We start from the raw sequence: 25181 nt of genomic DNA, 5'->3' as shown, positions 1-25181 counted from the left end.
GTCGCGCCGGAGGAGAATGGATTGGTCAGCTCGTTGTAATGCAGTTGCGCCCTTGCGCCTTGGCGGAATAGAGCGCGCTGTCGGCGCGCGCGAGAAACGTGTCGGCAGTATCAACCTCGCGCAGCGTCGCGACGCCCGCGGAAATGGTCACCCGCATGCCCGGAGAGAATGCGCTCCAGTCGAGATCGGCGACGATGCCGCGCAAGCGCTCGAGCATGCGGCGCGCGAAGTCGCCAGAGGTGTCCGGCAGCAGCAGCAGGAATTCCTCGCCGCCGTAGCGGCCGAAACTGTCGGTCGCGCGGATGTTGGCGAAAATGGTGATCGCGAAGGTGCGCAGCACCTCGTCGCCGACGGGATGGCCATGGGCGTCGTTGATGCGCTTGAACCAGTCGATATCGATCAGCGCGATCGCGCAAGGCCTGGATGCCTGCCGCGACTTTTCGATCTCGGCGTCTAACAGCCGCATGATGCAGCGGCGGTTGTAGGAGCCGGTGAGTTCGTCGAGCTCGGCCAGTTCCTCGATGCGCCGATAGGCGGCCTTCAGTTCGATGCTGCGCCGGTACAGGATCTTGCGCAGGGTGGCGCCGAACAGGCCGAGGAACGCGCACTGGCCGATCACCAGCACGAAGCAGAGCATCGAGGCGGTTCGCTGCAGCCGGGTCGCGACCGGCAGTCCGATCGGCAGGTCCGATCCGAGGAAAACCGAGGCGAGCCCGCAGGTGGCAAGGCCCCAGGTGAGCATTGCCTGGCTTGATGTCATGCGCAGCGTGCCGAACGCGAAGATCAGAAACAACACGGCGAGGAACGCGACCCCGACCGTCGGCACCGCGAGCAGGAACACCAGTTGCAGCGCCATATGCGCCGAGATCTGATAGACGGTGAGGTAATGATCCTCGAACCGGTCGCCGAAACCGGCCTCTGACAGCACCGTGAACGTCCCGATGATCAGGAGGCCGCCGAGCCAGAACAGCGACGGAACGCCCAGGGAGATCGCGCCGTCATAGGCGTAGAGCAGCAGGACCGAGGCGCCCAGCGAGTAGCTCGCGACCTGGCCGATATACATCTGGCGGCGCTGCCGGGCCCGGCGTGCCCTGACTTCGGGGGTCGTCGCGGGCGAGAGGACGAGATCCGCGACCTCTGCGGCACTCCTCTCGGGAAGGGACGTCGCGGCCGTGCTCATAGTCCTGCCAAAGGTGGATGTCCGGCGCAAAAATTTACGTGGCAAGCCTTTAGGTTTGGTATCCTTTGAAATCGAATCCGAACCGTGCAGCACGGAACAAGGTGGTCAGCCAGCTCAGGAATTTTACCGGCGATTACGTTATCCTGTGCGATGCGGTCGAGCCAAAGCAGGGCTTGGCGCGACAAACGTGGTGCAGGGCTGCTATGGAACCGGACCAGGCCGGGGCCGGCTGTGCCGGAACAGTCATTCCGCAGGGAAATATCTTAGTATTATGTTACCGATCTGGACTGACGCCGCTAACCGCCGCGGGTGGGACAACAAAAATGCCTGTATGTGGGGTACCTCACATCAGCGCCCGTATGACTGCGGTAGGCTCAACAATTTTGTACCCCCCGTCGAACCGTCCACCGCATCGACCCGACCAACTTTGCGAGACGGCCATTGAGCGTGACACAGGCGGCTTCGGACGAGATCCTGATCGCCAGGATCGCTCAAGGTGACCGGCTCGCCATGCAGGTGCTGTACGGGCGGCACCATGTCAGGGTTTACAGGTTCGGACTGAGGCTCGTGCGGGACGAGCAGGCGGCGGAAGACCTCATCAGCGAGGTGTTTCTCGACGTTTGGCGTCAAGCCGGCAAGTTCGAGGGCCGATCCGCCGTTTCCACCTGGCTGCTGGCAATCACCCGATTCAAGGCCCTGTCTGCGCTCCGGCGCAGGAAGGATTTCGAGTTGGACGAAGAAGCCGCCAACGCGATCGAGGATACGTCCGACGATCCGGAAACGGTGGTGCAGAAGAAGGATACCAGTGAGGCGTTGCGGGAGTGTCTGACGGGCCTCTCGCCGGAACACCGGGAAATCGTCGATCTCGTCTACTACCACGAGAAGTCCGTGGAAGAGGTGGCCGAAATCGTCGGAATACCGGAGAACACTGTGAAGACGCGCTTGTTCTATGCGCGCAAGAAACTGGCCGAACTGCTGAAGGCAGCCGGCGTTGAGCGAGGCTGGCCATGATGGCTTTGAGCAAGAAGATGCTGGAGCAAGAGCCCAGTGAAATTGAACTGCTGCTGCCCTGGCACGCCGCCGGCACGCTGAACGCGCGCGATGCGCGCCGTGTCGAGGAAGCGCTGGCGCGCGATCCCGAGCTGGCCAAGCAATATGCCGCGATCCGCGGCGAGTACGAAGAGACCATCCATCTGAACGAGAGCTTAGGGGCGCCGTCGGCGCGCGCGATGCAGAAGCTGTTCGCCGCGATCGACGCCGAGCCGGCACGGGCGAGCGGCTCGCTGCCGTTGTCGGCGCGCATCTCGACTTTCTTCGCGAGCCTGTCGCCGCGCACGCTGGCGTGGTCCGCAAGCCTCGGCGCCGTCGCGCTCGTGCTGCAAGCCGGAATCATCGGGGCCGTGCTGATGAAGAACCAGCCGGCGACCTTCCAGACGGCTTCGCTCTCGACCGGTGCGCCGATCACACGCGAGCTCGGTAGCATCGCCGCGCCGGCGCGCGCGCTGGTGCGCTTCACGCCCGAGGCGCGCGTCGCCGACATCACCGCGCTGCTCGACAGCTACCAGGCGTCGATCATCGGCGATGCCAAGGGCGGCATGTTCCGCCTCCAGTTCGACAAGGCGATGAGCCAGGACGAGCTCGCCTCGCTGCTCGGCAGGATGCAGCGCGAGAAGTTCGTCAACCTCGCCGTCGCGGCGCCCTAGGCGCGCCGCTGAGCCGATGACGGGTAAATCCGAGAGCAGGGTGCGCGCCGGGGCCTACGCTTCATCGGTCGGCGCCGCGCTTCTGGTCGCCTCCTGTCTCGGCGTGGAGGTTGCGCAGGCGCAGGCGATCATGCGTACGCCGACGATCAGCGTTCCCTCGCGCACGCCGACCATCACTCCGAGCATTGCCCCGCGGGTCAGCCCCACTATCGCTGCGCGCGCGGTCAGCGTCGACCGCGGCCCGCGGACGATGGCGACCATTCCCCACACCACGACGTCGCGCGTGCGGCCGACGACGCCGGTGCTGCCCTATGCGCGCTATTCGCCGAACCTCTATCCGGCCTGCACCGCGCCCTATCGCGATGCCGACGGCGAGTGCACAGGCCAACCGAACGCAGGCGGCCAGGGCACTGGAAAATCAGGCAAGAAAAGCGCCGGCAAGGGGCGTGGCAACAACACGGCGGTCGCGGTCAACTCGCGCAGCTTCGCAGGCGAATTCGTCGCCGAGATCGACGGTGCGCTGTCGGCGGCCGAGGCCGACGAGCTGGCGCGTCGCCACGGCCTGACCCGCGTCGCTTCCGAGAACTTCCCGCTGATCGGAGCCACGTTCGGCCTGTTCCGCATCACCGATGGCCGGCCGTACGAAACGGTGCGGCGCGAATTCGCGGCCGACGGCAGCGTGCGCTCGCTCCAGCCGAACTTCCGCTATGTGCTCCAGGACCAGAAACCGTCGGGGACGACCGAGGGCGATCCTGCGCAATACGCGTTGACAAAGCTCCGCCTGCCGCAGGCGCATACGCTTGCGCACGGAGCCAACGTCACGATCGCCGTGATCGATTCCGGCATCGACGCCAGGCATCCCGAACTCGCCAATTCCGTCGCCGACAATTTCGACGCGCTCGGCAGTGCCGAGGGGCCGCACGTTCATGGCACCGGCATCGCCGGCGCCATCGTGGCCCATGCCCGTCTGATGGGCAGCGCGCCCGAGGCCCGCATCATCGCCATCCGGGCCTTCGGCGGTGCCAATGGCGGCGCCGAGAGCTCGTCCTATATCGTCCTGCGCTCCCTGAATTATGCCGCCGAGCACGGCGCGCAGATTGTCAATATGAGCTTTGCCGGTCCGAAGGACGCGGTGATCGAGCGCGCGATCGCGGCGACGGCCGCGCGCGGTCTCGTGCTGATCGCGGCCGCCGGCAATGCCGGCGCGAAATCGCCGCCGCTCTATCCGGCAGCCAATCCCAATGTGATCGCGGTGAGCGCGACGGATCAGCAGGACAGGCTGTTCTCCGCCTCCAATCGCGGTAACTACATCGCGGTCGCAGCCCCCGGTGTCGATATCTTCCTGCCGGCGCCCGACGGCAAATACCAGATGACGTCGGGAACCTCGTTCTCGGCCGCCTATGTCTCCGGCGTCGCGGCACTGCTGCTCGAGCGCAACTACGCACTCAAGCCCGAAGCGCTGCGCATGACGCTGGCAAAGACCGCGCGCGACCTCGGCTCCCCCGGGCGTGACGACCTTTTCGGCGACGGCCAGACCGATGCGTTTGCCGCGGTCATGGCTGTTCCCGCCGACAGCGCGACGCCGGTTGCGGCTGCCCCCGGCACAACAAAACGTGAAGACGCGGGGAAGCGTCGCGACGTGCCCGGCAGCCGTGCGATCGAGCAACCTTCGCTGTCGAGCGCGGAGGATAAATCCGCGGTTTCTCAGGCAGATAGGCCGGGGACGCGATAGCGGCCGCGACAAAGATGCGCGGGAGGCCGGAGGCCAAAAAAGCGAACCCCGCATTGAACGTTCAGCAAGCTGCCACGACCAACTGATGTGGGAGCGGTCATCCCTCCCCATCAGTCATATCAGGCGCGAGCGCCCATCCACCCCAAGCGCCCATATGGCTCGACCCGTCCGGTTGTCCCCCCGGACGGGTCATTTCTTTTTGGGCGTCCGGTTTTTCGAAGCTTCGTATTCGTTCAGCTTGCGGTTGAAGATCGCCGGGCGTTTGGTCGCCGTCGCTCGCGCAGCGCGCCGCAAGTCCGTTATGCTTGTGCGAAGCTTGACTCGAAAACACAGCAATTCTCCGCGCGACTACGGTGTTTGATGACGAATGCCGTGTCGTTGCTGGACAAGTCAAAACTTTTCCACAAAATATTCATGTCGCGTCTAAATTGATTCGTGTGCGTTGCGTCCCCCGCGTCCGTATTTTCTCCTGACGGGCTGGTTCATGACACATCGCCAAGAGTTTGTTCGCGACGCGGCTGGCAGCCGCCACATCGCGGCGCGCTGGTGCGCTCTCGCCGAGCAGCGTCTGCAGCATCTCTCCGAGATGTTCGAGACCGGCCGCTGGCGCCGCTATCATTCCGAGATCGCGTTCCTCGAAAACATCCAGGAAGCCAAGCGTGCCGTCCAGACTTGGCGCGCGCTGGCAACGCGGCGGGGATGTCGCCGAGGCGGCTGCGAGCGTGACACCCGCATTCGGTTGGTCGCCGGCGACGATGCCCCGCATGGCGCCGCGCGAGCAGCAGGTGCAGATCGTGCAGCCCAAGGCCGTTCACATCGCTGCCGAGACCGCGGTGCCGGTCAGGCTCGATCCGAAGCCGGACGTGCTGGCGGAGATCACCGAGGCTCCGATCGCACCGCCCGCCGCGGTGGCGTCGTTCACCGCGCCTGCCGAGATGCCACCGCTCAAGGCTCCCGCTGCGAGGCCCCCACTCACCGTACCTGCCGTGCGGTCACCGCTCGCGCCTGCCGCCATGGCGCCGTTCACCGCGCCGGAAGTGAGGCCGTCGCTCGCGGCGCCTGCCGCGAAGCCGCCGAAGACCGCGCCAGCAGCGATGGCAGCGCTCCTGCCGCAATTCGCCCCGCCGGCCGAGGAAATCGTCGCGGCCCCCGAGCGCGTCGTCGAATTCACCTTCAGCCTCGACGGCCTGGAAGCCAAGTATCCCCTGCTCAGGAACGCGTTCTAAGGCGGCGGGTGAGGGCGCCGCGTCTTCTCCCGCCCCGTCATCCTGAGGCGCGAGGCATGGGACGCGACTGCGTCCCATGGGGAGCCTCGAAGGATGCACGGCCCGGCTGCCGCATCAGCGCTCACTTCTCCTGCCTAGGCGCTCCCGCCCGATGCCGCGCAAACTGACTCACCGCCTTCCAATCCGAACGAATGAGCGCTTCCTTCTTGGCGCGGCTCCATCCTTTGAGTTGACGCTCGGCCGCAATCCCGTCGGTGATCCGATCGAAATACTCCGACCACACCAGGACGACAGGGCGTCTCGAATAAGTGTACCCTGGGTGAACGCCGGCATTGTGCTCATCGACACGCTTGGACGTATCTTCACCGGTCGCGCTTCCGATGTAGAAGGAGCCGTCGGCGCATCGCAGCATGTAGACATAGATGCCCACAACATCATCCTTCGAGGCTCCCCACGTGGCGCCCTGCGCCACGTGTCTCGCACCTCAGGATGACGGCAGTGTGCTCGTTGTCAATGCTTGATAGCGCAACTTTAGTGTGCAGCTGATCCTGTCTTGATTTGAACGCGTCGAGCCAAGCGTCGCACTTCAACCCGTCATCCTGAGGCGCGAGGCATGGGACGCGACGCGTCCCATGGGGAGCCTCGAAGGATGCACGGCCCGGCTGCCAGGCACGCCTATCTTCGCACCGCATTCCCGCCGAGCACCACCTGCGCAAATCGTTGCGCGCCGTCGGCCGACAGATCCGAGGTCACGGCACGCGCGTGATCGAGGCCGACGACGGCGCCCCGCGGGGTCTCCGAGATCATGTTGTTGTTGACCAGCGCGATGCCGGCGCCCGGCACGACGGAGACGCCTACCCCCGCGAAGGCCTTGCGGATCACGTTGCCCGTGATCGCGACGTCGCGCAGATATTTGCCCCAGCCGGCGACGATGCCGTAGGACGGCGCATTCTCGATCACGTTGCGCGGTCACCGAGGTATCAGCCTCGATGTAGATGCCGACGCCGGCATCGTCGTCCGGCGCGGTGCCGATCGGCCGCTTCGGGATCAGATTGCGGATGATGTTGCCCTGGACCACGGCGATGCGGCCGCCTTCGTTGAAATTGCAGACGGAAACGCCGACGGCGGCGCCGTCGACAATGTTGTTGGCGATCACGGCGGCCTCGAACGCGAACTCGGAATAGAGCGCGACCTCGCGCACGTCGCTGACGCTGTTGCCGCTGATGTGGATGTTCGACGCCGAGTTGCCGCGCACCGCGGAGTAATCGCAATTCCTGATGCGATTGCCGCGCACGATCACGTTGCCGGCGCGGAAAGCGTTGATGGCATTGCCGTACTGGCCGGAGCCGCCGGGTCCGGCCTTGATGTTCTCGATGCGGTTGTCGGCGACCAGCGTGCCGTCGTCGCCGATCGCGGTGCGCAGGATCTCGATGCCGTTGTCATTGGTGCCGAGAATCGTGTTGCGGCAGACGCTGAGGCCCCTGGCGTCGAACGAGACCACGGCCGTCACCGCGATGTCAGTGAAGATGTTCCCGGAGATGTCGCCCGCGACCTGCTCGAGCCAGATGCCGCTGCCGCCGGAGCCCGTGATAGCACAATCGGTGATGCGGACGTCGCGGCCGCCGAGGACGTGGATCAATCCGCGCCGCGTCGGCAGTGGGATATTGCCGCCGTCGAAGGTGAGGCCGGTGAGGCCGATCGCATCGGAGCCGTCGCTCTGGATCGCCGAAGCCCCACCGGTGAAGACGAGCTTGGTCGCCCCGCGCACGCCGATCAGCTGCGCGCCGTTCGGCAGGCGCAGCAATCCGCTGCGGTAGACGCCTGGCGGCAGCGCCAGCGGCATTTGCGCCCGCGCGGTCTCGTCAATCGCGCGCTGCAGCGCGCGCGTCTGATCCTCGCTGCTGCCGGGCCGCACGCCGTATTGCGTGGCATCGCGGCCGAGTAGCGACGTCAGCGGCGCCGCGCGCGCAGCATCAACCGGCATGGCCAGCGCACCGGCGATGCCGGCGGTCGAAGCTCCAATGAGGTGACGGCGATTGAGGTCCATGACGCGTCCTCCGGCGGACGCGGGAGGTGTCCGCGCCGACTAGGTAGCGCAGCATGGCCGGTGCCGTGAGGATTGTTCGCGGTAGGGTTAAATGTTTACCGCACAGACGGTGCTGTAGGGTGGGCAAAGCGCAAGCGTGCCCACCATTGTCACCATGGATGCGGATTGCCTGGTTGGCACGGCGCAAATGCGCCTTTGCCCACCCTACGAAGCGCGCCGCTTCCGTGCCAGCCGCACCATCTCCATCAGCATGGCTTCCCCCGCATCCACCAGCTCTTCCAGCGTGATCCGCGGCGCACCTTTGCGCCGGGCTGCGCCGCCGCGTGCCAGCAGGGGAATGTGGATGAACGCCGCGAGCCTCGGGCCGCCCGCCCGCACGTTCTCGATCGCGCGCCAGCTCAAGTAGTTGCAGAGATAGGCACCGGCATCGCGCGAGGCGCGTGCGTCGATGCCGGTGAGGCGCGCGGCACGCAGCAGCCTTGCGGTGTGCGGACCGAACGTCATCGCGTCCGCGTGGCCTGCGATGCCGCGCTTGCTGGAGCGGGTGTTGGCGGCATCGGGCCAGAGCATGGTGACGGCATTGCGCGCGCGGGTCTCGATACGCAGGTAGGGCGTGCGTGCCGCGAGACCGAACATGAGAAGCGCATCCGGCTTCACCTTCGCGAGCACGTCAGGCAATTGCCGGTCGACCGCGGCATAGGTCACCGGGAAGACGTGGCTCGCGATCGTGACATCGTCGAGGGCGGGACGGCGCAGTTGTGTCAGCCGCGCCACCAGCGGCTGGGTCGGGTTATATGGCGCGCCGGGGAATGGTCCGAAGCCGGTGAGGAGAACGCGGAGCTTTTCGCTCATTGCAGCAACTCCAGGATCTGCTCGGCGGCGAGCGCCGGCGTGAGATGGCCGCCGGCGACTTCGGCCTCGATCTTGCGAACCTTGGTCCGCACCGACGCCTCGCTGCGCAACCGCGCCAGCATGCGCTGCTCCAGCATCGACCACATCCACTTCACCTGCTGCTCACGGCGCCGCGCTGCGAAATCTCCGGATGCGTTCATCGCCTTGCGATGATCGAGGATCTTCTGCCAGATCTTTGCGATGCCATCGCCGGTCAGTGCCGAATAGGTCTCGACCGGCGGATGCCAATGTTCGGATCGCGGCGCTAGGATATGCAGCGCACCGCGATAGTCGGCTGCGGTGATCTTGGCGCGCTTGAGATTGTCGCCGTCGGCCTTGTTGATCGCGATCATGTCGGCGAGCTCGACCAGGCCCTTCTTGATGCCCTGTAATTCGTCGCCGCCGCCCGGCAGCATCAGGGCGAGGAAGAAGTCGGTCATGTCGCAGACGGCAGTCTCGGACTGGCCGATGCCGACGGTCTCGACCAGCACGACGTCGAAGCCGGCGGCTTCACAGAGCAGCATCGCCTCCCGCGTCTTGGCCGCGACGCCGCCGAGCGTGCCCGAGGACGGCGAGGGCCGGATGAAGGCGTCGGTGGAAGCCGACAGCCGCGCCATCCGCGTCTTGTCGCCGAGGATCGAGCCGCCGCTGCGTGCCGATGACGGATCGACCGCGAGCACCGCGACCTTGTGGCCTTGCTCGATCAGATACGTCCCGAGCGCGTCGATGGTGGTGGATTTGCCGACACCGGGCGAGCCGGTGATGCCGACGCGATATGCCTTGCCTGTGTCCGGCAGCAGCATCTGCACCAGTTCCCGCGCCAGCGCCTGATGGTCGCCGCGCCGGCTCTCCACCAGCGTGATGGCCCGGGCGAGGGCCGCGCGACTGCCGGCGCGGAGCTCCTTGGCGAGTGTTTTGACGTCCAGCGAGGCTTTCTTCTCAATCATGCCCTGCTTTACAACGCCCCGGCGGGGCAGGCGAGGCCTGCCCGCCTGATATCACCGGCTCGTCGCTGCCGCCGTCTGCGGCTGTTTCACCTTCCGCCACACCCACACCATCACCGGCCAGAGCAGCGCGCCGATTGCCATCGCGGCGAGGATGGCCGCGACGGGGCGCTCGAAGAACGGCAGGATGCTGCCGTCCGACTTGATCAATGACGTGACGAAGGCCTGTTCCACCATGGTGCCCATGACGATGCCGAGCACCATCGCCGCGACGGGATAGCCGTTCGTTTCCATGACGTAGCCGATCACGCCGAAGGCGGCGACGGTGACGACGCCGAACATGTTGTTGCCGATCGCGAACGAACCGACCGCGCAGCACAGCATGATGATCGGCATGATGGCCGAGCGCGGCGCCAGCAGGATGTAAGTGGCAACCCGGATCATGGCGATGCCGAGCGGGATCATCAGGATGTTGGCGATGATGAACATCAGGTAGATCGCATACATGCTCGACGCCTTCTCGGTGAACAGCGTCGGGCCGGGATTGAGACCTTTCATGTAGAGCACGCCGATGGCGATCGCGGCGATGGTGTCGCCGGGGATGCCGAACAGCAGCGAGGGCACCCAGCCCGAGGCGATGCTGGCGTTGTTGCTGGCGCCGGCTTCGACCAGGCCCTCGACATGGCCGGTGCCGAATTTCTCCGGCTCCTTGGAGAAGCGCTTCGACATCGCGTAGGAAACCCAGGCCGCCATGTCGGCGCCGGCGCCGGGCAGCACGCCGATGATGATGCCGACGATGTTCCCGCGCGTCATCTGCCAGTGATACAGCTTCGTCAGCCTCCACTGGCCGGCCATGATGCTTCCAAATTTGCGCCGCGGCAGCGGCGGCGGCTCGGGTGTGAGCATCGCGCGCATCACCTGCGCCACCGCGAACACGCCGACCAGCGCCGGGATCGGCTCGATGCCGCCGAACAGGTCGGTGAGGCCGAAGGTGAAGCGCGGCACGCCGCCGGGATTCTCGATGCCGATGCAGGAGACGAGCAAGCCGATGAACATGCCCGCGATCGCCTTCACCGGCGAGGAGCGCGCCACCAGGGTGGCGCACATCAGCCCGAGCAGCGCCAGCCAGAAATATTCGAAGGTCGAGAACGACAGCGCGATCTCGGCGAGCGGCGGCGCCAGGATCATCAGCGACAAGACGCCCGCGATACCGCCGACGGCGGAGAACCAGACGCCGGCACCTAACGCGAGCTCGGCCTGGCCCTTGCGTGTCATGGCATAGGCCTCATCAGCATACGCCGCGGAGGCGGGCGTGCCGGGAATGCGCAGCAGCGCGCCGGGGATGTCGCCGGAAAAGATCGCCATCGAGGACGCCGCCACGATGGTCGCGATCGCCGCGATCGGCGAGAGATAGAAGGTGACGGGGACGAGCAGGGCGGTCGCCATCGTCGCCGACAGGCCCGGCAGCGAGCCGATGACGAGGCCGTACACGGAGGCCGCCATCATCGCAATGATGACCTCCCAGGTGGAGATCAGCGCGAATGCATCAATGAGGGTCTTCAGCATGGGATTACCAGGGCGTCGGCAACAGGCCGGCGGGCAGCGGCACGCGGAGCAGCTTGCCGAAGATCAGGTGGATGGCGAAGGGCGACAGCGCCGCGAGCGGCAGCGCCAGCTTCCACTTGGCCCCGAGCGCGATCGACGTGACGTAGACCATGATCGCCGCGGTGATGATGAAACCGAGCCGGTCGGCCGCGGCGACGTAGAACAGCAGCAGCGCCGGCGGCAGCAGCGCGCGCAGGCCATAGAGCTTGCCCTGCGGCGGCGGGGTAGCTGCCTGGCCGTTCTCGAACGGGACCAGCTCTTCCTCCTCCTCGAAGGAATGCCCGATGCCGAACACGATCGCGAGCCCGCACAGCGCAAGGCCCGTGCCGATCACCAGTGGAAACACGTTGGGGCCGACCGGCTGTCCCGGCACCGGCGGCAAGATGTAGCCGCCATAGGCGGCCGCCGCGCCAAGCACGACGAGAAACGATCCCGTGACGGAGTCGGGAAGACGCATGAGAGGAGTCCTACGGAGTTTCTTCTCCCTCTCCCCGTTCTTACGGGGAGAGGGTTGGGGTGAGGGGACTTTCCGCGCGGACGGTGAGAGTTGGACTCGCGGAGACTCCCCCTCACCCGAATTCGAGCAAAGCTCGAATTCGACCTCTCCCCGCACGCGGGGAGAGGTGAAACATCACGCCTTGCTCAGGCCTGCCGCCTTCATCGCCTGGCCCATCTGGGCGTCGCCCTTGTCCATGAAGCTGGCGAAGTGAGCGGCATCGCCCCAGACGGTGCCGAAGCCGCGATTGCTCATGAAGTCCTTGAACTCGGCGGAGTCGTAGACCTTCTTCAGCGCCGCGGTGAGCTTCGTTGCGATCTCCGGCGGCAAGTTTTTCGGCCCGGCAATGCCGCGCCAGGCGCCGGTCGCATAGTCGATGCCCATGGCCTCCTTCAGCGTCGGCACGTCCTTGAAGATCGGGTTGCGCGCCGGCGCCATGATGGCAAGGCTCCTGGCCTTGCCGGCCTCGATGATGGCGCGCGCCTCCGGCACCGAGCAGGTGGTGAGGTCGAGGCCGCCGGCGGCGAGATCCTGCATCGCGGGTGCTGCGCCATTCGATGGCACCCAGGCGACCTGGTTGGCGGGCAGCCCCATCGCCTGCATCCAGCCGACCAGTGCGAGATGCCAGATGCCGCCCTGGCCGGTGCCGGAAGCCTTGAACTTGCCGGGAGGCGCCGCCTTGATCGCGTCGGCGAGCTCCTTGACCGTCTTGTAGGGCGAGGAGGAGGAGACCTGGATGCCCGGCGGATCTTCATTCATCAAAGCCAGCGGCGTGTAGCTCTTCGGCGTCAGGTCGGTCAGGCCCTGCCAGTGCATCATCGAGATCTCGACGGTGAGCATGCCGATGGTGTAGCCATCGGGCTGCGCGGTCGCGATCGCGCTGTGGCCGACCACGCCGGAGCCGCCAGTGCGGTTGACCACGTTGAAGGGCTGGCCGAGATCCTTTTCCAGCAGAGCCGCGACGATGCGCGCCGTCGCGTCGGTGCCGCCGCCCGCGCCCCAAGGCACGATCACGGTAACCGGACGCGCCGGATAGGCTTGCGCGAGTGCGGGCTTGAACCCGAAAGCGGTGGATGCCGCGACTGCGGCGGTCGAAGCCGCAAAGGTGCGGCGCGAAATCTTGGACATCAATGCCTCCCAGCGGCGCCCGTGACGCTGGGCGCTCTTGTCAATGGCGGCATTCTAGTCGGCTTTGCAGCGCCGCCGCAAGGTAGCGCTACCAAGGAGATCGACATGTTGTGTGAAAACAGCATGCCCGTCGGATGGGCGGTCGGAAATCGGGTGGGTTTTGCCCGCGCGAGCAGCCAACCTCAGCGCGTAACGAAAAACCAAAGGCAGGCCATCAATGACCCAAGCCTATTACAGCGCCGTTCTGGACCGCCCGCTGGACGAAGTCTGGTCGCTGATCCGCGATTTCAACAACTATCCAGCTTATATCGACGGCGTCAGCGAGAGCGTGATCGAAGACGACAAGCGCGGCGATGAAGTCGGCGCCATCAGGCGCTTTTGCTATCTCGGAAACTGGATCCGCCAGCGCCTGGTCGATCACTCCGACCGGCAGCACACCCTGACCTATGCCGGTCTCGAAGCGGTACCATATCCGCAAGATGACGGCGGCCCGAGTCCGGCGCCGACGCGCTATCAGGGCACCATGCATCTGCGCCCGATCGTCGAAGGCGACCGCACCCTCATCGAGTGGTCGGTCGTCCTCGATACCGAGCCTGCGGACGCCGATCGCTGGCAAGCACTCTTCGCGTCCTGGATTCCTGATTGGACGGATTCGCTTGCGCGGACGCTGGCGCGCGCCCATCCGCGATTGGATTAGCGATCGCTCACGGCTCTTCCGCGTCGCCCTTCGGCCGCGCGCCGCCGAAGATGCGGGTGCCTTCTGCGGTCAGGTAAGGCCTCAGCGTCTCCCACGGCACGAAGGCGACATACCCGCCCTCGGCGTAGGGACCGACGGCGTAGGGCGGATAGTGGAACGTGAGACCGGAGCTCTTGCCCGCCTCGGTCGAGGGCGCGAGCGTCACCGCGCCGATCTTGAGCAGGCTCGGCGCGACGCCTTTGAACCACTCGTCGGTCGCGGTCTCGCCGGCGTCGCGCTTCTTTTTCTCGGCCTTGAGCGAGGCGATGATCGCCTTCACCATCCCCTTCATGGTCGCTCCGTTGTCGGCGGTCTCGGTGAAGAACGGGCGGATCGAGATGCGCTTGGTGTCGGCCTTGTCCCACAGGATCGTGTTCACGTCCGAATTGGGATGCGCGCCGCGGGTGTTCATGTAGTCGTTGCGCAGGATGCTGACATAGCGGTCGGCAACGACGGAGCGGATCTCGTACTTGCGCTCGAAATCCCAGCCGCCTTCCTTAGAGAATTGCGGGTCAGCCTTGCGCGAGGCGGCAGCTTCCGCGGCATTCTTGTCGAGCCATTTTTTTCCCTCCGCGAGGCAATCCGCCGCCAGCGCCGCATCGGCCTTGATCTTGTCGTCGAGGAAGACGCGTGCTTCGATGCTCTTGGTCTTGATGATGGCGTCGGGCTTGGGATCGGCGGCCCAGCTCGGGTTAACACCAACTAGCTGGATGAGTACTAGTGCCGCTACCGTTCGGGGGATACCGAGAGAGAGAAACATGTCGTGGATGCCGATCGTTGCGAGTGCTTAAGCTTGTTCGTGAAGGATGTCCTGAAGCAGGTCATCCATTTTGGCTAGCACTTCATCGAGAGGTAAGATTTCACATATCTCGTTAAAGAAGGAGTCCACTGCTGTCAGAAACGTTTGGATCTCGCCGATCGATTTTGGAACTTCTTTGAATTGGCTTGGAGAGGCAGCCAAAACGTATTTGCCCACGCATGCCATGGTAAGGAAGAGCAGTTGCGTGGCATAAGCCCTAAGGACCGCTCCTCGCTGTATTGTTTTTATCTCCTTTGGTGAGTGCGTGAAGAAGTGGGTGTGATGATCAAATTCAAAATGGGTGTACTTTGATAGTACCCCATACAGCTGACCACTGGCGGGAACGAACTTCTTAAAGTGATTTAGGCAGTGGATCGGACGTATCGTCTTCGTGTCTTCTGAAGCTTTAAGCGACAAAAGCCTCGCGCAAAATGCGAACTGCTCTAATGCTGATCGCAGGATCGTAGCTACCTCGCAAAGGTAACCCAGCTCCGATAGTCGCTTGGACGCATCAAGCGAACCCAAAGTCCGAAAAAAGAATTGCCAAGAAAGACTATCTTGGCTGGCGTCGTCCGCGTCTCTGGCCTGATCCTTTCCGAGCAAAAGATATTGGTTTAAATGCTTGTGACCCTCGCCATAGAGATGATCAATTTTTTCTGTGAGTCCTAGCCAACGAGTTTCTAGTGCATCTTTAGCATAGCGCTTCTCTGCATAAGAGAGACCGATCTGCATTCGGCCGCCCAAAAGCGCGGCCAAGAGCACTCTTCGAAATTGAAGGTCCAGTCGGCTTGCTATGCCGATCCGCGGAAGGCGCTTACCACCTATCGTATAGTGCGCAACAAAATCAGGCAGTAAGGGAAACAACGATTCATAGCGTTCGATAGGCTCAAACGAGTGCCACGGTTGTTCGCCCTCCGGTTCGGAGCTCACTCCGCCGCCTCGCTATGGCCGAGCCGGGCGTTCAGCTTGCGGATCAGCTCCTCCGCCGCATCGGCGATCACGGTGCCCGGCGGGAAGATCGCCTCCGCGCCGGCGGCATAGAGCGCATCATAATCCTGCGGCGGCACCACGCCGCCGACGATGATCATGATGTCGTCGCGGCCCTGCTTCTTCAGCGCGGCCTTCAGCTCCGGCACGGCGGTGAGGTGGGCGGCGGCAAGCGAGGAGACGCCGAGGATGTGGACGTCGTTCTCGACCGCCTGCCGCGCGGCTTCGTCGGCGGTGGCAAACAGCGGCCCGATGTCGACGTCGAAGCCGATATCGGCAAAGGCCGAGGCAATCACCTTCTGGCCGCGGTCGTGGCCGTCCTGGCCGATCTTGGCGACCAGGATACGCGGGCGGCGGCCTTCCGCTTCCTCGAAGGCGTCGATCAGCGCCTGAACCTTCTCGACCTGGTTGCCCATGCTGGACGCCTCCCGCTTGTAGACGCCGGTGATGGATTTGATCTCGGCGCGGTGGCGGCCGAACACTTTCTCCATCGCGTCCGAGATCTCGCCGACGGTCGCCTTGGCGCGTGCCGCATCGATCGCGAGCGCGAGCAGATTGCCGTTGCCTTCGCCGGCCGAGCGCGTCAGCGCGGCGAGCGCGGCATCGACGTCCTTCTGGTTGCGCTCGGACCTCAGCCGCGTCAGCTTATCGATCTGAAGCCGGCGGACATTGGTGTTGTCGACCTTCAGGATCTCGATTCTGTCCTCGTCGGTCGGCTTGTACTTGTTGACGCCGATCACCGCCTGCTTGCCGGCGTCGATCCGCGCCTGGGTCTTGGCCGAGGCCTCCTCGATGCGCAGCTTCGGCACGCCGGCTTCGATCGCCTTCGCCATGCCGCCGAGCTCCTCGACTTCCTGGATATGGCTCCAGGCCTTCGCGGCGAGGTCGCGCGTGAGCCGCTCGACGTAGTAGGAGCCGCCCCAGGGATCGATGATGCGGGTGGTGCCGCTCTCCTGCTGCAGGAACAGCTGGGTGTTGCGCGCGATGCGCGCCGAGAAATCGGTCGGCAGCGCCAGCGCTTCGTCGAGCGCGTTGGTGTGCAGCGACTGGGTGTGGCCTTGCGTCGCGGCCATCGCCTCCACCGTCGTACGCATCACATTGTTGAAGACGTCCTGCGCGGTCAGCGACCAGCCGGAGGTCTGGCTGTGCGTGCGCAGCGACAGCGAGCGCGGGTCCTTCGGATTGAACGGCTTCAACAGCTTCGCCCAGAGCAGGCGCGCCGCGCGCAGCTTGGCGACTTCCATGAAGAAGTTCATGCCGATCGCCCAGAAGAACGACAGCCGCGGCGCGAAGCGGTCCACATCCAAGCCGGCCGCGAGGCCGGCGCGCAAATATTCGACGCCGTCGGCGAGCGTATAGGCGAGCTCGAGGTCCTGCGTCGCGCCGGCCTCCTGCATGTGATAGCCGGAGATCGAGATCGAATTGTACTTCGGCATCTTCTGCGAGGTGTAGGCGAAGATGTCCGAGATGATCCGCATCGAGGGCGCGGGCGGATAGATGTAGGTGTTGCGCACCATGAACTCTTTCAGGATGTCGTTCTGGATCGTCCCTGAGAGTTTTTCAGGCGGCACGCCCTGTTCCTCGGCCGCCGCGACATAGAGCGCGAGGATCGGCAGCACCGCACCGTTCATGGTCATGGACACGCTCATCTGGTCGAGCGGAATCCCTGCGAACAGCGTGCGCATGTCGTAGATGGAATCGATCGCAACGCCGGCCATGCCGACGTCGCCGCCGACGCGCGGATGGTCAGAGTCATAGCCGCGGTGGGTGGCGAGGTCGAAAGCGACCGAGAGGCCCTTCTGTCCGGCCGCGAGGTTACGGCGATAAAACGCGTTGGAATCCTCCGCCGTGGAGAAGCCGGCATATTGCCTGACCGTCCAGGGCTGGTTGACATACATGGTCGGGTAGGGGCCGCGCAGGTAGGGCGCGATGCCCGGATAGGTCTCGAGGAAATCGAGCCCGGCAAGATCCGCCTCGCCATAAGCGGGTTTCACCAGAATGCCCTCCGGCGTCAGCCACGGCTCGGCGCCGCCGGCGGGGGTGGCTGTGGCGGCTCGTTCGAAAGCGACATCGGCGAAATTGGGAATGCGGCTCATGGCTTCAACCATATCATAAGCGCTTAATCATGATCCGGATGCTGATAGCTGACGATGGTCGCCATCTTCTCCGGTCCGTAATTCTGCTGCGTGGTCTGGCTCGGTAAATTGGCGATGCCGACCACCCAGCCGAGGCGGGATTCGGTGCCGAACTGCCGCGTCGGGATGACGCGGTCGGGGTGGTCGAAGGTGCCGGTCATGATCTCGATCCGGTCGCCGTCGATGCGGCCAAAGCTCAGTGGCGTGCCGCAGCCGGCGCAAAAGCCGCGCTCGGCGATGGTGGAAGAGCGGAAGAACGACGGCTTGCCCTTGGTCCAGGCGAAATCCGTCTTGTTGATGTCGGCCAATGACGCAAACGGCGCGCCGCTCGCTTTCTGGCACATTCGGCAGTGACAGATCGAAATCCTGGTCGGCGCCGTCATGACGGCAAAGCGCACGGCGCCGCATTGGCAGCCACCGGTGAGAACGGGTTTGCCGGTTTCGGTCATGGCTGCTCCATCCGTCGGTAGGCATCCTGCAGTGTCGCAAGCGCGTCGCCTCCGGCGAAGACAAAACCCGTGACGCCGGCTGCCCGCAGCGCCGCCTCGGCCTCAGCCGGGCGGCCTGCCAGATAGATATGTCGCCCGCCTGCGCTTTGCAGGGCCTTTGCCGCTGCTTCGGCGTGTTCCGCATAGACCTTGTCGCTGGAACACAGACAGGCCAGCTCGGCGCCGGAGGCCTTGAAGGCCGCGGCCAACTTGGCCGGATCGGCAGAACTCTCGCTATCGATGGCCTGGATGCCGCCGGCCTCGAAGAAGCTCTTCGCGAAGGTCGCGCGCGCCGTGAAATCGGCGGGCGTGCCGAGATTGGCCAGGAACACCTTTGGCCGTGCGCCCCGCGCCTTCAACGTCGCGTCGGATTTGTCGCGCAGCGCCTCGAACGGTTCCGCAAGCCGGATCGGCGGCAGCGCTTCGAACTTGTATTTCTGCTCCCCGTAAGGCGGAAGCGCGATCGGCGTTGCCTTCAGTACAGCGGCTTCGCTCTCATGCAGGCTCGGAAACTCGCTGGCGCCGGTCAGCACGTCACGGCGCTTTGCGATATTGGCCTCGCGCGCCTTGCGCGTTGCCGCGACCTTGCTCTGGAACACGCCCTGCTGAAGCGCCGCGAAGGCGCCGCCGGCCGTCTCGCTCGCCTGGAACAGCGTCCAGGCGGCGTCGCACAGCTGCGCCGTCAGCGTCTCGATGCCGCCTGCGCCGGCCGCGGGATCGCTGACCTTGGCGAGATTGCTCTCCTCCAGCAGCAGGAGCTGGGTATTGCGCGCCACTCGCCGCGCGAACGGATCGGGCAGGCCGAGCGCCAGCGTGTGCGGCAGCACGGTGATCGCGTTGGCGCCGGCGAGTCCCGCCGCGAACGTCGCCATGGTCGCGCGCAGCATGTTCACGTAAGGATCGCGCTGCGTCAGCATGCGCCAGGCCGTATCGGCGGCGATGAACAGCGGTTTCGGCGTGAGCCCGCAAGCCGTCTCGATGCGCGCCCAGAGCAGCCGCAGCGCGCGGAATTTGGCCATGGTCAGGAACTGGTCGGCATCTGCGGCAAGCCGCGCATAGACCATGCCCTGCGCGGCTTCCAGCGGAATGCCCGCGCCTTCGATCGCGCGCAGATATGCGACGCCGCAGGCGAGCACGAAAGCAAGCTCCTGCACTTCCGAACCGCCGGCATCGTGGATCAGGCGCCCGTCGGCGGAGGCAAACGGTCCCGTGAAGCCGAGCGCGGCGAGACCCTTGATGGCGCCGGTGACAGCGGGCGCGATCTCCTCCCAGCTATAGGGGCTGTGGCCCCACACCGCGCCGGCCGCGAGCGGATCGAGGCCGAAGCGGATGTTGCAGGCGGCGGGATCGAGGCCGTTGCTCTTCACATATTCCGCGACATGGATCGCGGCCATCCGCGATTGCGGACCGATCTGGAGCTCGATGCCAATGCCGGCATCGAGATGGACATCCTTCAGGACCTTTGCGACCGCATCCGCCGTCGGTTCCAGACCGAAGCCATGACTGCCGCTGCCGCCGGCGAACACCAGCGCAAGCCCCGTTGCGCCGTTCTCCAGATCCTGCAGCGCCTGCGCATTCGCGAGCGCCGCATCGGGATGGTCGATCCGCTGCACGATCTGCCACGGCGCCGCCGGCGGCCGTCCCACCACGGGCGCAACGCCCTTGGCGCGCGGATAGAGCGGATCGATCTTGATGCCGTCATAGGTCTTGCCGACCAGCTTCTCGAACGGCGCGCCCTTCAGCACGCCGTCGACCAGCTTGCGCCAGTCCTCGACGGTGGCCTTGGGAAAATCCGCCGCCAGCGGCAGGTCGTCAGTCACGGAGGTCATGCGGCGAGGGGCTCCCGAACATCTTGTTATTCGCAGGCGAAATTGCCACGGCAGACCGTCCCTGCAAACGGTTGTTTTTGATTAACCGGTATCCGGAAGCCGCTCAATGCCTTGCGTCGAGACGCTGGCGAGCCCGTCACGCACACGAATGCCTGAGATCACGCGGTCCGGCGCGATTTCGGCCAGCGGCACCAGCACGAAGGCGCGCTCGAACAGGCGCGGATGCGGCAGCGTCAGGTCGGGCTTCTGCAAGGAGACATCGTCATAGGCGATCATGTCGAGATCAAGCGTGCGCGGGCCCCAGCGCCGGGCCTTGTCCCGCGTGCGGCCGAATTTCTGCTCGACTTTCTGCAGCACGAACAAGAGCGCGTGCGGATCGAGGCTGGTCTCGATCTCGATGCAGGCGTTGATGAAGGGATCCTGGTCCTCGTCGCCCCAGGGCGGGGTCGTGTAATCGGACGAGCGCGCGATCAGCGCCGCCTGTGCCATGCCGCAGATATGCGCGATCGCCTTTTTGAACGTCGCGCGGACATCGCCGACATTGCCGCCCAGTGCGATCAGCACGCTCGCGGAGCGGATTTGACGTTCGCTAGCCATTTGCCGAGCATCCTTCTGCGAACGTCAAATTCGCTCCGCGAGCAAACAATAATAAACGAGTGGCCCTTTTGATCCTGACATTCGCAAACGTGGCTCCGCGAGTCCGTGCGAATGTCAGGATCGGGCCACTCGCCATCAGGGATGCCGCGAGCGTGTCAGCATGATGCCGACGTCGTCGAAGATCGCGGCGATCGGCGCGTGCGGCTTGTGCACCGTGACCTTCACGGCGCGGATGCGCGGGAAGTGCGACAGGATGGCATCGGCCACCGCGCCGGCCGCGCGCTCCAAGAGCTTGTAATTGGTGTTCTTGAACGCCGCCGTCGTCGTCGCCACGACTTCGGCGTAGGACACCGTGTCCGCGAGCCGGTCGCTGCGCGACGGCTCCGACAGGTCGGTATAGAGTTCGAGATCGATGACGAAACGCTGGCCGACTTCGGTTTCGTGATCCATCACGCCATGGCGGGCATGGATCGACAGGCCGGTGACGAAGATCGTATCGGTCATTGCTTGCTCTCGATGGCATGCGCCACCCGCAGGGCCTGCAGGGTTTCGGCGACGTCATGGGTCCGGATGATCTTCGCGCCGCGCTGGGCGGCGATCAGATGTGCCGCGATCGAGCCGGCGAGCCGCTCCGATGGCTCCGACGGGGACACCGAGGCGATGAAGCGCTTGCGCGAGGCGCCAACGAGGATCGGCAGGCCGAACATGTCGAGCTCGCGTAAGCGCGCCATCGCGATCATGCTCTGCTCGGCGGTCTTGCCGAAGCCGATGCCGGGATCGAGCACGATCTTGTCGCGCGCGATGCCGGCTTTTGCTGCGATATCCAGCGAGCGCCGAAAGAACGCTTTCATGTCCGCAACGATGTCGATGGCTGGATCGACGCAGTCGCGGTTGTGCATGACGATGACAGGGGCGCCCCTTGCGGCGATCAGCGGCGCCATGTCGGCGTCGCGTTGCAGGCCCCAGACGTCGTTGGCGATCGCCGCGCCCTGGTCGAGCGCGAAGGCCACCACCTCCGCCTTCATGCTGTCGATCGAGACGGGCACACCGAGCGCCACCGCGTCGGACAGCACCGGCTTCAGCCGCGCGAGCTCTTCCGCCGCCGTGACCGGCCGGGCGCCCTTATAGGGCCGGGTGGACTCGGCGCCGATATCGATGATGTCGACACCATCGGCGATCATTGCCCGCGCCCGCTCCAGCGCCCGCGCGGGCGCGATGAAGGCGCCGCCGTCGGAGAAGGAATCCGGGGTGATATTGAGCACGCCCATCACCGCAGGAAGCGGCCGGCCCACGAGCGTCCGCAGCACGTCGATCCCGGCCGAGCCGGCCGGCGGGACGGAAGGGGAGGGCGAGGCATTCATGCGCGTGGCATTGCGCTGTCGGGAAGGGGGAGTCAAGACGGGAAGGGGGTGAATGAGCACCGCTCTATCCCCGTCATCCTGAGGTGCCGAAGCGTAGCGGAGGCCTCGAAGGATAAACGGCCCGGCTCTCTCCATGCGGCGGCAGCGTGGCCGTGCATCCTTCGAGGCTCTCCGTGCGACGCTACGCGCCGCACGTCTCGCACCTCAGGATGACGGTGAGAGAGGCTACCTAATACGTAATCTTCGGCGGCAGCTTCTTGGCCTTGGCGATGATGTCGCCGACCGACTTCTCGGAAGGCAGGATGCGGACGAGCTTCCTCTTCTCGTTGGCTTCGCGCATGCTCTGCGCCAGCCTTGCCGGATTCCGATAGGCAAGCTCGCGCACGGTGGTGACGCCGGCGGCGCGGACCAGGCCGACCTTGGCCCTGCCCATGCCGGGGATGCGCATGTAGTCGGAGACGTTGGCCCATTCCAGCAATTGCTGCTCGCTGATGCCGGTCTTGGCCGAAAGCGCCTTGCGGCCCTTCACGGTGGAGGCCGCCTCGAGCAGCGCGTCGGTGGTGCGGATTCCTTGCGCCTTCAACTTGTTGGCGGCAAAGGCCGGCAGGCCCTCAATCTCGGAGATCGGATATGTCATGATGCTCGATATGAAAAGCGTCGCTCAGGCGAATTGGCTGAGGCCCGGCGTCCCCGCGATGATCTTGCCCATCTGATCCGCTCCGATTTTGTCTCGCCCGTAGCGGAAAAGTTCACGGGCGACGTTTTGAATCTCGGACATGCCAAGCCCAAGGCCCATCAGGCGGGTACCGACGGCCATCAGGCCGCCGCCCATCAGCCGCGACAGCCCGCCGCCGCTCCTGGACGCCTCGATCGCAGCTTCCGCTCCGGGGATTTGGTCGATCAGGGCCTGCACGCTATCGGAAGGACCCTCGCTGCGGAGGAAGCCCAGGATAATGCCGACGGTCTTTTCAGCGACAGCACCATCTATGCTGGCGTTTGCCGCCAGCCGTCCGATCAGCTCGTCCATAAGGCCCGCCCCTCAGCCGGTTTGATGCCGGAGTATTGCTTCAAAAATGATCTTGAGCCGGTGTGACGTGAAATTCAAGCGATGAACGCACGCGCCGTCGCGAACGCGCGAAAAGTGTTGCAGCCGTGCAAGAGCCGAGAACGAATCGGCGAAAAATTGCCGCGTTGCGAACGGCTCGTTCCTACTTTCGGCTGAAGTCGTCCGTTTGTGTCCGACAATGTCGCATGCTTGGGCGCGTTGAACGGTTTTAATCGGTGCGCGACATGCGCTAAACTACGGAACTGGTGCATTTGAGTTTCAGTACGCGAAACTCGGCAGAGAGATCAGAGAGAATAATGACCGCACAGGACAGCAAGCTCGGCGATACCGACGACAAGATTTTCGTCGGCAAGGGAGACGAGCAGGCTTGGCTGACGCTGGCGCTCGCCAATCGCCACGGCCTCGTCACGGGCGCAACCGGAACCGGCAAGACCGTATCGCTGCAAGTGATGGCGGAAGGTTTTGCGCGCGCCGGTGTTCCGGTGTTCGCAGCCGACATCAAGGGCGACCTCTCCGGAATCTCGGAAGTCGGCGAGGCCAAAGACTTCATTCTCAAGCGCGCCGGCGAAATGGGTCTCAAGTTTCAGCCGGACCAGTTCTCGACCGTGTTCTGGGACGTGTTCGGCGAGCAGGGACATCCGGTCCGCGCCACCGTCACCGAAATGGGGCCGCTACTGCTGGCGCGGATGCTCGACCTGAACGAGGTGCAGGAAGGGGTTCTCAACGTCGCATTCCGCGTCGCGGACGAGAATGGCCTGCCATTGTTGGACATGAAGGATCTGCGATCGCTGTTGGATGCGATCGTTCCCGCCAGCGGCAAGAAGGGACAGGATGCTGAGGAAGATCCGTTCGCCGAGATCCGTAAGGCCGCGCAGAGCTTCGGCAATGTGAGCAAGGCGACGGTTGGAACCATTCAACGCCAGCTGCTGGTGCTGGAAAACCAGGGCGGAACGAAATTCTTCGGTGAGCCGGCACTGGAGCTGAAGGATTTCATGAAGACCGATAGCGACGGTCGCGGCATCGTCAACATCCTGGTTGCCGACAAGCTGATGGAGAGCCCCAGGCTCTACGCTACCTTCCTGTTGTGGTTGCTGTCGGAGCTGTTTGAGGAACTGCCGGAAGCCGGCGACCTGCCGAAGCCAAAACTGGTGTTCTTTTTCGACGAGGCGCATCTGCTGTTCAACGATGCGCCGAAGGCGTTGATGGACAAGATCGAGCAGGTGGTTCGTCTGATCCGTTCCAAGGGCGTCGGCGTCTATTTCGTCACCCAGAATCCGATCGACGTGCCGGACAAGGTGTTGGCCCAGTTGGGCGGTCGCGTGCAGCATGCGCTGCGCGCCTTCACGCCGCGCGACCAGAAGGCGGTCGCCGCTGCGGCGCAGACCTTCCGGCCCAACCCGAAGCTCGACACTGCCAAGGTGATCACGGAGCTCGGCAAGGGCGAGGCGCTGGTGTCCTTCCTCGAGGGCAACGGCACGCCTTCGATGGTGGAGCGGGTGATGATCCGGCCGCCGACGGCGCGGATCGGGCCGATCACGCCCGAGGAGCGCAAGGCGATCATGAGCAGGAGCCCGGTGAAGGGCAAATACGATACGGCGGTGGATCGTGAGTCCGCCAATGAGATGCTGCAGAAGCGCGTGGCCGGCACGGCTGCGCCTGCGGACGCACAAAATGGTGGAGCCGGCGCAGGCGGCGGAATCCTCGGGCAGTTGGGCTCGATCGTCGGCACCATCTTCGGCACCAACGTCAAGCGCGGCCGTCTGTCGACGGGCCAGGTCATTGCGCGGGATGTGACGCGATCGGTCACCAACCAGGTGATCGGCGGAATGGCCGCCAATATCGGCAAGTCGGTGGGTGGCCAGCTCGGCGGCTCGATCGGCCGCACGCTGGTCCGCGGCGCGCTCGGCGGATTGCTGCGGCGGTAGGCAGAACGCCCGGCGGGAAGGCATGTGGCTGTTCTTCCCGATCGCGGTGCTGATGCATCGCGCCGCCTTCGATGCGCGAGCGCATGTGCGCCTGGAACCTGGCTCGCCTTGGGTGCCGCCGGCATCCTCGTGCCGCTGTCGCTGCCGTGGTTTCCCACTGTCATCCACGCCTGGGGCAACAACCTCGCTGCGACCGCCGTCCTCGCAGGGTGCCTCGCCTGGCACATCAGGCATCCCCCGATCGCGGCTGGCCCCGAGGCCGCTCCGGCGCTAAAACCCGAAACCTCTTGAGACCCAACAATCAGG

22 protein-coding genes and 3 pseudogenes are annotated in these 25181 nt (G+C 64.9%); 7 read left to right on the top strand and 18 right to left on the bottom strand.

The window, feature by feature from the left end; translation table 11 throughout:
* Positions 1-25: 25 nt before the first annotated feature.
* A complete protein-coding gene (locus ACVIIV_RS32050; protein ID WP_456747750.1) occupies positions 26-1180 on the bottom strand; it encodes a GGDEF domain-containing protein in 1155 nt (384 codons plus the stop codon).
* Positions 1181-1621: 441 nt separating this feature from the next.
* On the opposite strand from ACVIIV_RS32050, the gene ACVIIV_RS32045 reads away from it, so the two are divergent.
* From ACVIIV_RS32045 to ACVIIV_RS32030, 4 genes and pseudogenes are all read left to right on the top strand, one after another.
* On the top strand, positions 1622-2191 hold the full coding sequence (locus tag ACVIIV_RS32045; protein ID WP_024339775.1) for a sigma-70 family RNA polymerase sigma factor: 570 nt from the start codon (positions 1622-1624) through the stop codon (positions 2189-2191).
* On the top strand, positions 2188-2883 hold the full coding sequence (locus tag ACVIIV_RS32040; protein WP_456747749.1) for a hypothetical protein: 696 nt from the start codon (positions 2188-2190) through the stop codon (positions 2881-2883). The genes ACVIIV_RS32045 and ACVIIV_RS32040 overlap by 4 nt, the downstream gene beginning before the upstream one ends.
* A 16-nt stretch (positions 2884-2899) precedes the next feature.
* On the top strand, positions 2900-4615 hold the full coding sequence (locus ACVIIV_RS32035; protein WP_456747748.1) for a S8 family serine peptidase: 1716 nt from the start codon (positions 2900-2902) through the stop codon (positions 4613-4615).
* A 484-nt stretch (positions 4616-5099) separates the two neighbouring features.
* Positions 5100-5841, top strand: a pseudogene (locus ACVIIV_RS32030) (TIGR03809 family protein).
* A 121-nt stretch (positions 5842-5962) separates the two neighbouring features.
* Here ACVIIV_RS32030 and ACVIIV_RS32025 read toward each other — a convergent pair.
* The 7 genes and pseudogenes from ACVIIV_RS32025 to ACVIIV_RS31995 form a co-directional block, all read right to left on the bottom strand.
* On the bottom strand, positions 5963-6271 hold the full coding sequence (locus tag ACVIIV_RS32025; RefSeq protein ID WP_456747747.1) for a GIY-YIG nuclease family protein: 309 nt from the start codon (positions 6269-6271) through the stop codon (positions 5963-5965).
* 245 nt (positions 6272-6516) lie between these two features.
* Positions 6517-7888, bottom strand: a pseudogene (locus ACVIIV_RS32020) (TIGR03808 family TAT-translocated repetitive protein).
* A 204-nt stretch (positions 7889-8092) separates the two neighbouring features.
* Positions 8093-8740 (bottom strand): pyroglutamyl-peptidase I family protein, encoded by a 648-nt coding sequence (locus tag ACVIIV_RS32015; RefSeq protein WP_456747746.1) that lies wholly within the window; start codon positions 8738-8740, stop codon positions 8093-8095.
* Positions 8737-9726, bottom strand: coding sequence for a methylmalonyl Co-A mutase-associated GTPase MeaB (gene meaB, locus ACVIIV_RS32010; protein ID WP_456747745.1), 990 nt, complete (start codon positions 9724-9726; stop codon positions 8737-8739). Before meaB ends, ACVIIV_RS32015 begins: the two co-directional genes overlap by 4 nt.
* A gap of 51 nt (positions 9727-9777) precedes the next feature.
* Positions 9778-11289 (bottom strand): tripartite tricarboxylate transporter permease, encoded by a 1512-nt coding sequence (locus tag ACVIIV_RS32005; protein ID WP_456747744.1) that lies wholly within the window; start codon positions 11287-11289, stop codon positions 9778-9780.
* Positions 11290-11293: 4 nt separating this feature from the next.
* On the bottom strand, positions 11294-11785 hold the full coding sequence (locus tag ACVIIV_RS32000) for a tripartite tricarboxylate transporter TctB family protein (protein ID WP_456747743.1): 492 nt from the start codon (positions 11783-11785) through the stop codon (positions 11294-11296).
* Positions 11786-11959: 174 nt separating this feature from the next.
* Positions 11960-12952, bottom strand: coding sequence for a tripartite tricarboxylate transporter substrate binding protein (locus tag ACVIIV_RS31995; protein WP_456747742.1), 993 nt, complete (start codon positions 12950-12952; stop codon positions 11960-11962).
* Positions 12953-13169: 217 nt separating this feature from the next.
* Between ACVIIV_RS31995 and ACVIIV_RS31990 the strand changes: the two genes are divergently transcribed.
* Positions 13170-13649, top strand: coding sequence for an SRPBCC family protein (locus tag ACVIIV_RS31990; protein ID WP_456747741.1), 480 nt, complete (start codon positions 13170-13172; stop codon positions 13647-13649).
* Between the two features lie 7 nt (positions 13650-13656).
* Here ACVIIV_RS31990 and ACVIIV_RS31985 read toward each other — a convergent pair whose 3' ends face one another.
* The 10 genes from ACVIIV_RS31985 to ACVIIV_RS31940 form a co-directional block, all read right to left on the bottom strand.
* Positions 13657-14448, bottom strand: a complete 792-nt coding sequence (locus tag ACVIIV_RS31985) for an RsiV family protein (RefSeq protein ID WP_456747740.1) — start codon at positions 14446-14448, stop codon at positions 13657-13659.
* Positions 14449-14475: 27 nt separating this feature from the next.
* Positions 14476-15417, bottom strand: a complete 942-nt coding sequence (locus ACVIIV_RS31980) for a hypothetical protein (RefSeq protein WP_456747739.1) — start codon at positions 15415-15417, stop codon at positions 14476-14478.
* The gene (gene scpA / locus ACVIIV_RS31975; protein WP_456747738.1) at positions 15414-17570 is read right to left on the bottom strand and encodes a methylmalonyl-CoA mutase; all 2157 of its coding nucleotides are present in this window, start codon (positions 17568-17570) and stop codon (positions 15414-15416) included. The genes ACVIIV_RS31980 and scpA overlap by 4 nt, the downstream gene beginning before the upstream one ends.
* Positions 17571-17593: 23 nt before the next feature.
* Entirely contained in the window at positions 17594-18058 is a 465-nt protein-coding gene (locus ACVIIV_RS31970) for a GFA family protein (protein ID WP_456747737.1), read from the bottom strand.
* On the bottom strand, positions 18055-19926 hold the full coding sequence (locus tag ACVIIV_RS31965; protein ID WP_456747736.1) for a methylmalonyl-CoA mutase family protein: 1872 nt from the start codon (positions 19924-19926) through the stop codon (positions 18055-18057). The genes ACVIIV_RS31970 and ACVIIV_RS31965 overlap by 4 nt, the downstream gene beginning before the upstream one ends.
* Positions 19927-20007: 81 nt before the next feature.
* Positions 20008-20523 (bottom strand): 2-amino-4-hydroxy-6-hydroxymethyldihydropteridine diphosphokinase, encoded by a 516-nt coding sequence (folK, locus tag ACVIIV_RS31960; RefSeq protein ID WP_456747735.1) that lies wholly within the window; start codon positions 20521-20523, stop codon positions 20008-20010.
* 135 nt (positions 20524-20658) lie between these two features.
* Complete coding sequence (folB, locus tag ACVIIV_RS31955) at positions 20659-21027, bottom strand: dihydroneopterin aldolase (RefSeq protein WP_212369395.1); 369 nt, start codon at positions 21025-21027, stop codon at positions 20659-20661.
* A complete protein-coding gene (gene folP / locus ACVIIV_RS31950) occupies positions 21024-21884 on the bottom strand; it encodes a dihydropteroate synthase (RefSeq protein WP_456747734.1) in 861 nt (286 codons plus the stop codon). The genes folB and folP overlap by 4 nt, the downstream gene beginning before the upstream one ends.
* A 229-nt stretch (positions 21885-22113) precedes the next feature.
* Positions 22114-22521 (bottom strand): DUF4332 domain-containing protein, encoded by a 408-nt coding sequence (locus tag ACVIIV_RS31945; protein ID WP_456747733.1) that lies wholly within the window; start codon positions 22519-22521, stop codon positions 22114-22116.
* Between the two features lie 24 nt (positions 22522-22545).
* The gene (locus tag ACVIIV_RS31940; protein ID WP_027572091.1) at positions 22546-22911 is read right to left on the bottom strand and encodes a hypothetical protein; all 366 of its coding nucleotides are present in this window, start codon (positions 22909-22911) and stop codon (positions 22546-22548) included.
* A 335-nt stretch (positions 22912-23246) separates the two neighbouring features.
* On the opposite strand from ACVIIV_RS31940, the gene ACVIIV_RS31935 reads away from it, so the two are divergent.
* Both ACVIIV_RS31935 and ACVIIV_RS31930 read left to right on the top strand, forming a co-directional pair.
* A complete protein-coding gene (locus ACVIIV_RS31935) occupies positions 23247-24875 on the top strand; it encodes a helicase HerA-like domain-containing protein (RefSeq protein WP_456747732.1) in 1629 nt (542 codons plus the stop codon).
* Positions 24876-24897: 22 nt separating this feature from the next.
* A pseudogene (locus ACVIIV_RS31930) lies at positions 24898-25166 on the top strand (hypothetical protein); the annotation flags it as partial.
* Between the last annotated feature and the right edge of the window lie 15 nt (positions 25167-25181).

It is taken from the genome of Bradyrhizobium sp. USDA 4354 (genome assembly GCF_054060315.1).
Note: the sequence above shows the minus strand (reverse complement) of the source record. Positions and strands in the feature narration are given on the sequence as shown.

Coding starts and splice junctions, on each gene's coding strand:
- ACVIIV_RS32050 (WP_456747750.1), bottom strand. CDS start 1,180: ATGAGCACGGCCGCGACGTCCCTTCCCGAGAGGAGTGCCGCAGAGGTC.
- ACVIIV_RS32040 (WP_456747749.1), top strand. CDS start 2,188: ATGATGGCTTTGAGCAAGAAGATGCTGGAGCAAGAGCCCAGTGAAATT.
- ACVIIV_RS32035 (WP_456747748.1), top strand. CDS start 2,900: ATGACGGGTAAATCCGAGAGCAGGGTGCGCGCCGGGGCCTACGCTTCA.
- ACVIIV_RS32015 (WP_456747746.1), bottom strand. CDS start 8,740: ATGAGCGAAAAGCTCCGCGTTCTCCTCACCGGCTTCGGACCATTCCCC.
- meaB (WP_456747745.1), bottom strand. CDS start 9,726: ATGATTGAGAAGAAAGCCTCGCTGGACGTCAAAACACTCGCCAAGGAG.
- ACVIIV_RS32005 (WP_456747744.1), bottom strand. CDS start 11,289: ATGCTGAAGACCCTCATTGATGCATTCGCGCTGATCTCCACCTGGGAG.
- ACVIIV_RS32000 (WP_456747743.1), bottom strand. CDS start 11,785: ATGCGTCTTCCCGACTCCGTCACGGGATCGTTTCTCGTCGTGCTTGGC.
- ACVIIV_RS31995 (WP_456747742.1), bottom strand. CDS start 12,952: ATGTCCAAGATTTCGCGCCGCACCTTTGCGGCTTCGACCGCCGCAGTC.
- ACVIIV_RS31990 (WP_456747741.1), top strand. CDS start 13,170: ATGACCCAAGCCTATTACAGCGCCGTTCTGGACCGCCCGCTGGACGAA.
- ACVIIV_RS31985 (WP_456747740.1), bottom strand. CDS start 14,448: ATGTTTCTCTCTCTCGGTATCCCCCGAACGGTAGCGGCACTAGTACTC.
- scpA (WP_456747738.1), bottom strand. CDS start 17,570: ATGAGCCGCATTCCCAATTTCGCCGATGTCGCTTTCGAACGAGCCGCC.
- ACVIIV_RS31970 (WP_456747737.1), bottom strand. CDS start 18,058: ATGACCGAAACCGGCAAACCCGTTCTCACCGGTGGCTGCCAATGCGGC.
- ACVIIV_RS31965 (WP_456747736.1), bottom strand. CDS start 19,926: ATGACCTCCGTGACTGACGACCTGCCGCTGGCGGCGGATTTTCCCAAG.
- folK (WP_456747735.1), bottom strand. CDS start 20,523: ATGGCTAGCGAACGTCAAATCCGCTCCGCGAGCGTGCTGATCGCACTG.
- folB (WP_212369395.1), bottom strand. CDS start 21,027: ATGACCGATACGATCTTCGTCACCGGCCTGTCGATCCATGCCCGCCAT.
- folP (WP_456747734.1), bottom strand. CDS start 21,884: ATGAATGCCTCGCCCTCCCCTTCCGTCCCGCCGGCCGGCTCGGCCGGG.
- ACVIIV_RS31945 (WP_456747733.1), bottom strand. CDS start 22,521: ATGACATATCCGATCTCCGAGATTGAGGGCCTGCCGGCCTTTGCCGCC.
- ACVIIV_RS31940 (WP_027572091.1), bottom strand. CDS start 22,911: ATGGACGAGCTGATCGGACGGCTGGCGGCAAACGCCAGCATAGATGGT.
- ACVIIV_RS31935 (WP_456747732.1), top strand. CDS start 23,247: ATGACCGCACAGGACAGCAAGCTCGGCGATACCGACGACAAGATTTTC.